Below are 7938 nucleotides of genomic sequence, written 5' to 3'. Positions count from 1 at the left end.
GCCGGAATCGTTGGGCCTCGTTGCGCTCGGACCAACCTACGGGGCTGCTGCGCGGCCCTTGGCGAAGGAGTTCACCCCCGGAGTTCTCGTAGGTTGGGTAGAGGAACGAAACCCAACGTTTCGTAGCCGATGCCGGAATCGTTGGGCCTCGTTGCGCTCGGACCAACCTACGGGGCTGCTGCGCAGCCTTTGGCGAAGGAAATCGCCCCTATAGCATCGTCTTGCCGGCGAAGGCAGCCGCTGCGGCCACGGCCAGCAGCAACACGCCGATCAGCACCTTGTTTGGCGATTGCCGCGGCGTTTCAACCGGAGCGGCGTTCTTCTGCGCCGCCCGCAACGGGTTGGCTACTGGCTGACGAGAGGCCGGACGCGGCACGGACGCTTTGGGTAACTGGACGGCAGGCATGAACAGCGTGGCGTCTTCGTCCACTGCCTGGGGGGCCGTCACCTTGGGGCCGATCACCAGCAGGGTGACCGAGCCCATGCGGACCTGGTCGCCGGGCTGGAGCACGGCGGTGTTCACCTTCTGTTGGTTGACGAACACACCGTTGGCCGACGCCAGGTCCTTGACCTCCAGCACGTCGTCCTTGAGGAAGAACTCGCAGTGACGACGCGACAGCTCCTGGTCGCTGAAGCACAGCTCGCATTTCACCGATCGGCCAAAGCTCATGGAGCCGGTGACGTGAATCTTCTGCCCCTCGTGCTCGCCCTTGATCACCTGCAGGAACCAGCGCGCCGACGCTTCGGCCTTTGGCCGCGCCTTGGCCGGGTCCACCAGCAGGAGTTCGAGGTTGCCGATGCGCACACGGTCGTCGGAACGCAGCTGGAAGCGCGCGCCGACACGTTCGTCATTGACGAAGGTGCCGCCGGGGCTGCCGCAATCGCTCAGGTAGTACTGGCCGTGATCCTGGCGGATTTCCGCGTGGAACAGGCTGATCTCCGGTTCCGTCAGGACCAGGCTGTTGCGGCTGTCCTGGCCGATGGTGAAGCGTTCGTCCACTAGCCAGATGGGGGCCTGGCGGTTATCGGCGAAGTGAATCCTGAGCATGTGGGGTCCTTGGAGGCAGGGCACAGGCCAATGATAGCCATGTGCCTGCAACTTTGACCTTGCTGGAGTTGGCAGTTAATTGAAGAGGCGGTTCCAGAATTTCTTGATGGGGTTGCTCTCTTCCTGCTGCCTCGCCTGCTGCTGCGGCCTGGCCTGCCGGGTCGTGGAGGCACGCGTGGCCTTTTTCACCCGCTGCTCGTGGACGGCACGGAGCTCAAGCAGGGTCGGGTTCGTCGGCGCCACCTGCAGGCCGGCGTCTATGTACTCCAGCGCCAGGGCGAACTCGCGACGGCCGTATGCCGCTTCGCTGTGCTCGACGAAGCGCTGCGCCACCCTTTCCAGACCGGCCAGCGCCTGCTCGTTACCCGGCGCCAGGGTGAGCACCTGCTGGAAGTAGAACACCGCATTGTCCTGGTCCGGCTGCAGCAGGTTGTCCTCGGCCAGGCGCTGTTCGGCCAGCGCGAGGATATTGGCCACACGCGCGGCAAGCACCCGCTGCAGGCCGTCGCCAGCCTGGGCGTTGTCGTTGTCCAGGCGCAGCACCTCGTGGAAATAGAAGTCGGCATTGTCCGCCGCCGGCTCCACCAGCTTGCCTTCGACCAGGCGCTGCTCGCCCAGCTCCAGCAGGTCAGCGATCTTCATCCGCAGCACGACGTAGTAGCCACCGCCGGCGGAAACCACCAGCAGCGTCAGGCCGGCCAGGCCCCAGAGCAGGCCACGCAAGCGGCTCGAGGCCGCCGTTTTCGGCTTCGGCTTCAGCTTTCCTCCGTCCACCTGCGCGACCGGCGCGATGCGGGTGAAGTCGAGATCGAGGTCGCTCAGCTCGGTCAGGCTCTCCAGCAACACGCGGCAATCGGCGAAGCGCTCGTCCGGCTCCTTGGCCAGCATTCGGTCGATCACATGCTGATAATCGGACAGGCCGCGGCGCAGCAGCGGCGGGTCCATCTGCACGTGGTTGAGCACGGTTTCGGCGTAGTTGGCGCCACGGTAGGGGTTCTCGCCGGTCAGCAGCTCCAGCAGGATCACGCCCAGGCTGTAGATGTCGCTGCGCGCATCCAGCGGCTGGCACTGGGCCTGCTCGGGGCTGCTGTACGCCGGGCTGCCGACGGCGACGTTGAACTGGGTCAGTTCGGTGTCCAGTTCCAGGTCCTTGGCGATGCCGAAATCGGTGAGCACCGCCGTGCCATCGTCGCGGAAGAGGATGTTGGCCGGTTTGATGTCGCGGTGTACCAACCCCTTGTCGTGCACCACTGCCAGGGCCCCGGCGATCTGCCGGACAATGCGCAGCGCTTCCAGAGGCTCCAGCACCTGGCCCTTGTAGCGGCCGAGGTCGCCACCGGAGAGGAACTCCATGGCGAGATAGGGCCGGCCGTCGGGCAGGCGGTCGATGTCGTGGATGGTGACGATGGACGGATGGCGCAGGGACGCGAGCATGCGCGCTTCCCTGAAGAAGCGGTCGATGAAGGCTTCGTCGTCCAGCCTGTCCAGCACCTTCACCGCCACCTTGCGGTTGAGGGATTCCTGGGTGGCGAGGTAAACCTCGGCCATCCCGCCCTTGCCCAGGCGTCCGTGCACGAGGTAGCCGGGGATATCGAGAAGATTGTCGGTCATGGGTTCAGGGTCTACGGGATTTGAGCAACCGGCTCAGGAACGAATTGGACCTGTTTGCCACCGAAGAGGTTTCCGGCGACACAAGGCCGATGACGATACAGGAGATATTGTCCCGACCGCCGGCATCGCAGGCTTGCTGCAGCAAGCGCGTTACCAGCTCGTCGAGGGTGTCGGCGCCGGCGCACTGGGTCTGGATCTGTCCATCCTCCAGTTCGCCGCTGAGGCCGTCGCTGCAGAGCAACAACAGCTCGCCGGGGGCCAGCCGGCCCTGCATGTGGCCGACATCCAGGGCTTGGTGTTCCTGGCCGAGGCACTGGGTTACCACGTTGCGCTGGGGATGGCGGCGCGCCTGCTTCGGGCTCAATTGGCCGGCATCTATTAGTGCTTGCACCAGGCTGTGGTCGTGGCTCAGGCGGACGATGTCGCCAGCGCTCACCCGGTAGGCGCGACTATCGCCGGCCCAGGCCAGGTCGAATGCCGCCCCGTCGAACCTCACCGCGACCAGGGTAGTGCCCATACCGGAACCCGACGCCGCTGCGATCACCGCTTCATGAGCCGCCTGCACGGCACTGTCGAGGCCCTGCCCGGCCGCCACGGCCTCGCGCAGGGTCGCTACCGCCACCGCGCTGGCCACTTCGCCGCGCAGGTGGCCGCCCATACCGTCGGCCACAGCCCAAAGCCCCAGCTCGGGGGCGCAGAGCAGCGCATCTTCGTTGTGTTCACGCACGCAACCGGTAATTGACTGCGCGGCGTATCCCAGGAGCTCGGACATGGGGTTCCTACTTCAGTCCAGCGATGACCTTGCATGATGCGGCGACCACCCGGCGCTGTCACTGCCTGGCGCATGAAGTGTTAAGCAGTCGAGGAATTGCCCGGCCGTGCGACCAGCCGCAGTGGGGCTATGCTGAGTGCATCGGATTCGCAAACCACAGGCTCGTGCAGCCCAGGAGGTGGTAATGGCCATTGAGCGCTTCAAGGCAGGGATGCGCTGACCCATTCACCCTCTCGCGGAGGTCACCGCCATGAGCAAAGGTCTCGATTCAAAACGCGAGGCGAAGAAAAAGCCTCAGAAAACCCTCCAGGAAAAACGCATGGCCAAGCGCAGCAAGAAATCCGGCGCTGGCCTGCTCGGCAGCCATGCACCGAATCCTTGAGACGCCCGGTAACATGAAAACGCCCTCCTCGACGGAGGGCGTTGTCTTTCAGGCCGCGCGATGGCCGCTGGGCACCACGTCATCCAGCGATGCGGCGTTCGGCTTGAGCACCAGCAGATCGCCTTCCAGGCGATCGAGCACGGCTTCGGCCGTATTACCCACCAGCGCACCGACCACTCCCTGACGGGCGACCGTGCCCAGCACAGTCAGTGCTGCCTCGAACTCGTGGGCGACCCGCGGAATCAGGTCCCTGGCCGGCCCTTCGCCGACGTGCAGGCGATGCTCGGGCAGCTCGTATTCCTCCATGAACCAGCGGCATTGCTCCTGGCAATGACGCGCGGCGACCTGGCCAAAGGTCTGCTCCGGGTCGGCCTGGGGCAAACGCGTGGAGGAATAGGCGCTGACCACATGCAGATCGGCTTCGAACAGGTCACAGAGGAAGTTGGCGTGCTCGATCACGCTGCCTTGCAGCGCCACGTGCGCCTCGTCCTGATGCTCGACGTCCATGCCGGCGAGGATGGTGCCGCCTTCCCAGGTCAGGCTGCTGCGGATCAGGAACAGCGGCGTGGGCACCTGCCGCAGCAGGTGCCAGTCGTCAGGGGTCATCAATAGCTGGCTCAACCGCCCGGACGGACGGTGCTGCTTGATCACCAGGTCGCATTCCTGGGACCGACAGACCTCCAGGACCTGACTGCTGGCCCGCTCGAAAGCCACCCGCGCCACTTCGCCACGGGCACGTACGCCCGCCCGCAGCAAGCCGACCAGGTACTGGTCGAGCAGCCCGGAGGAGCCATCGTTCGGGTCACAGAGCAGCAGGTGAAGGTTAGCGCCGAGCTTCTGGGCGAGTTGCAGCCCCCGTTCAAGGGCCGGGGAGCCAGGTTCGGCGGGAATGACGACGAGAATCTTCGCGATCGAGCGCATGGCAATCGTCCTCCTTTGCTGAAATGCGATTGCGGGCGGGCCTTTCTTGTTTTAACGCGGCACAGGTCCCCAGCCGTCGGGGGACGCGTGCCTTCGGAAAAATGGGATCAGGCAAGGAGTATGGCCACCAGGCTGGCCTGGGCAAGGCAGGTCATCGCACGGTAAAGCCCGATTGGTGCTAAGTCGCGCTACTGGAGGAATAAAGGCGCATGGCACGCCCCGGGCCGCATCCGGGCTTGCCGGCCATCCCTGGCCAGCGGCGTTACAGGAACATCCCGCCCGACGCTTCCACGCGCTGGCCGTTGATCCAGCGGCCAGCATCGGAGAGCAGCATGGCCACTGCGGCGCCGATGTCTTCCGGCAGGCCGACGCGCCCCAGTGCGGTGTTGCTGGCGATGAAGGCATTGACCTGGGAGTTGTCACGCACCACCCCACCACCAAAATCGGTCTCGATGGCGCCGGGTGCCAGCACGTTCACCGAAATTCCCCGCGCGCCCAGCTCCTTGGCCTGGTAGCGAGTCAGCACTTCGATGCCGCCCTTCATCGCCGCGTAGGCGGCATAGCCCGGCAGGGCGAAGCGGGCCAGGCCTGTGGAAATGTTGAGAATGCGGCCGCCATCGGCGATCAGCGGCAGCAGTTTCTGGGTGAGGAAGAACGGTCCCTTGAGCTGGACGTTCACCAGTTGGTCGAACTGCTCTTCGGTGGTTTCGGCGAAGCTCGCGTGGATGCCGATGCCGGCGTTGTTCACCAGGAAGTCGAAGCTGTCACGGCCGAATTCATTCTTCAGCAGGCGCGCCAGGCTGGCGGCAAAGCCGTCGAAGGTGGCGCTCTTGCTCACATCCAGCTGCAGCATGGCGGCGTGACCGCCGAGGTCCATGATCTCGCGGCTGAGGGATTCGGCGTCCTCCAGCTTGCTGTGGTAGGTGCCGATGATGTCGATGCCCTGGGCCGCCAGGTGCTGCGCCATGCTTTTGCCGAGGCCGCGGCTGGCGCCGGTGATGAGTGCGATCTTGCGGGTCATTGCTGTGCTCCTGGATGCAGTGGGTGGGAAGTGGTGAGGAGCTTATTGTCCGGTTCATATGCGATAAATATGCTGATCTCGGAAGCACTGATCGGCTCAATCGAACAATCCGGAGGGAGGCGCCACACGGATGAACAAGCTGGAGCTACTGAAAACCTTCGTACGGGTCAGCGAGCTGTCAAGTTTCACGCAGGCCGCCGACAGCCTCGGCCTGCCCCGCTCCACCGTGTCGGACCAGATACAAGCCCTGGAGGACCTGCTGGGCGCGCGATTGCTGCAACGCACCACGCGACGGGTGCAGGCGACCCAGGACGGCCTGCTGTTCTACGAGCGCAGCCGAGAACTGCTGGCACAGATGGACGAGCTGGAAGGTCTGTTCCGCGAAGACGCTACCGCCTTGGCTGGCCGCATCCGCGTGGACATGCCCACGGTGCTCGCACGCAAGGTGGTGATGCCGCGCCTGGCCGAGTTCACCGGTCGGCATCCGGGTGTGGAAATGGAAGTCAGCAGCACTGACCGTCGGGTGGACCTGGTGCGTGAGGGCTTCGACCTGGTGCTGCGGGTGGGACCGGTGCTGGACACCTCTCTGGTGGCGCGCTCCCTGGGCGGCTTTCCGATGGTCAACGTCGCCAGCCGCGACTACCTCGCCGTGCATGGTGTGCCGCGCACCCTGGAGGACCTCACCCGGCACCGGCTGGTGCACTACGTGTCGGTGCTGGGCAGCCGGCCGGCGGGGTTCGAATACCTGGCCGGCGACAAGGTGCAATTCCTGCCCATGGCCGGCAGCGTGACGGTGAACAACGCCGAGGCCTACAGCGCTGCCTGCCTCGGCGGGCTCGGGCTGATCCAGGTGCCGCTGCATGGCGTGCGCGAGTACCTGCAGAGCGGCGAGCTGGTAGCCCTGCTGCCGGACTACCAGGCACCGCCACTGGAAGCCATCCTGCTCTACGCCCACCGACGCCTGCCCCGGCGCGTGCGGGCCTTCATGGATTGGCTGGAACAGGTGGTACGGGAACAGGCCGCGCCCTGGCCTCAGGGCGCGTAGGTGCAGCGGTCGCGCCCATTGTGCTTGGACTCGTAGAGCGCCTGGTCGGCCTTGATCAACGCCTGGTTGATGCTGTCGCCATCAGCCAGCCGGGCGAGGCCGACGCTGACGGTGGCGGGATGCGCCGAGGGCGTATCACGCACCGCGTGCAGCAACCTGTCCATGCATTGCCAGGCTTCTTCCGGCGACAGCTCCCAGAGATAGACACCGAACTCTTCACCGCCCAGGCGGGCGAACTCGAAAGCACCCATCGCGTCGCGGATGTTCCCGGCGATCCGCTGCAGCACTTCGTCGCCGATGTCATGGCCGAAGCTGTCGTTGATCCTCTTGAAGAAGTCGATATCCACCATGGCCAGGTAACGACGCTGACCGGGTGCGGACTTCTCCAGGCGCGCGGCAGTGCGGGTCATGAAGGCGCGGCGGTTGGGTATCTGGGTCAACGCATCGATATAGGCCTGCTCCATCAGCAACTTGGCCATCAGGTAGTTGTGCAGCTTGCCCTGGCGCAGACGCAGATGGGTGTAGACGCTCAGGGTGGAGAACACGAGTGCATAGAACAGGATCAGCGTGCCCTTGAGCTCCAGCACCGGGACGTCGTGGAAGAAGGGATTGAGGAGCACCCAGCTCAGCACCAGCACTGCGAAGAAACTGAAGTTGCTCTGCGGCAGTACCGAGGCGAGGAAGATGATGCTGGAGGCGGTGAGCGTCAGCCAGAGCGGCTGGAGATCAAGCGGGATGCCGTCGATCACCAGCCGTGCGCCCAGGCAGTAGACCATTACGAAGGCGAGGTTAAGCAGATAGAAATGCCCCGCCTTGCGAATAAAGGGCACACAGCAAGTCAAGCCGCCGAGCAGCGCCAGGAAGTAGATGGACCTGATGGTGAAGCCCTGCCCTCCCTCGAAGCTCACCACCAGGTCGAAGAGAAACCAGAGCGCGATGCTGAGGCTGAACACCAGCATGCAGAAGGTGCGCAACCGCTCGAAGTCGTATTGCAGGAACTCCACCCTGAGTTCGGCGGTGACGGCCAGACGGGACAGCTGGGATTCGACGGTACGGAACATGAGGCCCTCCAATGGCGACTCAAGGAGCCTAGTTCACCCGTTGCAGGGGCGAACTCATTCGCGATTGAAATCCCCCC

At 64.7% G+C, this 7938-nt stretch carries 8 protein-coding genes; 2 read left to right on the top strand and 6 right to left on the bottom strand.

Annotated elements, in window-relative coordinates; genetic code table 11:
- Positions 1-208: 208 nt before the first annotated feature.
- From E8F06_RS00550 to E8F06_RS00540, 3 genes are all read right to left on the bottom strand, one after another.
- Entirely contained in the window at positions 209-1048 is an 840-nt protein-coding gene (locus E8F06_RS00550; protein ID WP_280363135.1) for an FHA domain-containing protein, read from the bottom strand.
- A gap of 75 nt (positions 1049-1123) precedes the next feature.
- The gene (locus E8F06_RS00545) at positions 1124-2659 is read right to left on the bottom strand and encodes a serine/threonine-protein kinase (RefSeq protein ID WP_280363131.1); all 1536 of its coding nucleotides are present in this window, start codon (positions 2657-2659) and stop codon (positions 1124-1126) included.
- 4 nt (positions 2660-2663) lie between these two features.
- Positions 2664-3431: a protein phosphatase 2C domain-containing protein gene (locus E8F06_RS00540; RefSeq protein WP_280363128.1), complete on the bottom strand. Its 768-nt coding sequence runs from the start codon at positions 3429-3431 to the stop codon at positions 2664-2666.
- Between the two features lie 250 nt (positions 3432-3681).
- Between E8F06_RS00540 and E8F06_RS00535 the strand changes: the two genes are divergently transcribed.
- Positions 3682-3813, top strand: coding sequence for a hypothetical protein (locus E8F06_RS00535; RefSeq protein ID WP_263399190.1), 132 nt, complete (start codon positions 3682-3684; stop codon positions 3811-3813).
- Between the two features lie 48 nt (positions 3814-3861).
- On the opposite strand, the gene E8F06_RS00530 is transcribed toward E8F06_RS00535, so the two are convergent.
- Both E8F06_RS00530 and E8F06_RS00525 read right to left on the bottom strand, forming a co-directional pair.
- Complete coding sequence (locus E8F06_RS00530) at positions 3862-4734, bottom strand: universal stress protein (RefSeq protein WP_280363126.1); 873 nt, start codon at positions 4732-4734, stop codon at positions 3862-3864.
- A 262-nt stretch (positions 4735-4996) separates the two neighbouring features.
- Complete coding sequence (locus E8F06_RS00525) at positions 4997-5755, bottom strand: SDR family oxidoreductase (protein WP_190832784.1); 759 nt, start codon at positions 5753-5755, stop codon at positions 4997-4999.
- 130 nt (positions 5756-5885) lie between these two features.
- Here E8F06_RS00525 and E8F06_RS00520 point away from each other — a divergent pair, with 130 nt between their 5' ends.
- Entirely contained in the window at positions 5886-6800 is a 915-nt protein-coding gene (locus tag E8F06_RS00520) for a LysR family transcriptional regulator (RefSeq protein WP_280363124.1), read from the top strand.
- Here the strand turns inward: E8F06_RS00520 and E8F06_RS00515 are convergent.
- Positions 6788-7861, bottom strand: a complete 1074-nt coding sequence (locus E8F06_RS00515) for a GGDEF domain-containing protein (protein WP_280363122.1) — start codon at positions 7859-7861, stop codon at positions 6788-6790. The genes E8F06_RS00520 and E8F06_RS00515 overlap by 13 nt on opposite strands.
- Positions 7862-7938: the final 77 nt, after the last annotated feature.

Origin of the sequence: Pseudomonas sp. BN411, from assembly GCF_029871235.1 — a bacterium.
In the GTDB taxonomy this organism is placed as follows: domain Bacteria; phylum Pseudomonadota; class Gammaproteobacteria; order Pseudomonadales; family Pseudomonadaceae; genus Metapseudomonas.
The sequence above is the reverse complement of the archived record's forward strand: the minus strand, read 5'-3'. Positions and strand labels throughout refer to the sequence as shown.

Bases quoted from the DNA above. Each gene is read 5' to 3' on its own strand.
- E8F06_RS00530 (WP_280363126.1), bottom strand. From the start codon at position 4,734: ATGCGCTCGATCGCGAAGATTCTCGTCGTCATTCCCGCCGAACCTGGC.
- E8F06_RS00545 (WP_280363131.1), bottom strand. From the start codon at position 2,659: ATGACCGACAATCTTCTCGATATCCCCGGCTACCTCGTGCACGGACGC.
- E8F06_RS00550 (WP_280363135.1), bottom strand. From the start codon at position 1,048: ATGCTCAGGATTCACTTCGCCGATAACCGCCAGGCCCCCATCTGGCTA.
- E8F06_RS00515 (WP_280363122.1), bottom strand. From the start codon at position 7,861: ATGTTCCGTACCGTCGAATCCCAGCTGTCCCGTCTGGCCGTCACCGCC.
- E8F06_RS00520 (WP_280363124.1), top strand. From the start codon at position 5,886: ATGAACAAGCTGGAGCTACTGAAAACCTTCGTACGGGTCAGCGAGCTG.
- E8F06_RS00540 (WP_280363128.1), bottom strand. From the start codon at position 3,431: ATGTCCGAGCTCCTGGGATACGCCGCGCAGTCAATTACCGGTTGCGTG.
- E8F06_RS00525 (WP_190832784.1), bottom strand. From the start codon at position 5,755: ATGACCCGCAAGATCGCACTCATCACCGGCGCCAGCCGCGGCCTCGGC.
- E8F06_RS00535 (WP_263399190.1), top strand. From the start codon at position 3,682: ATGAGCAAAGGTCTCGATTCAAAACGCGAGGCGAAGAAAAAGCCTCAG.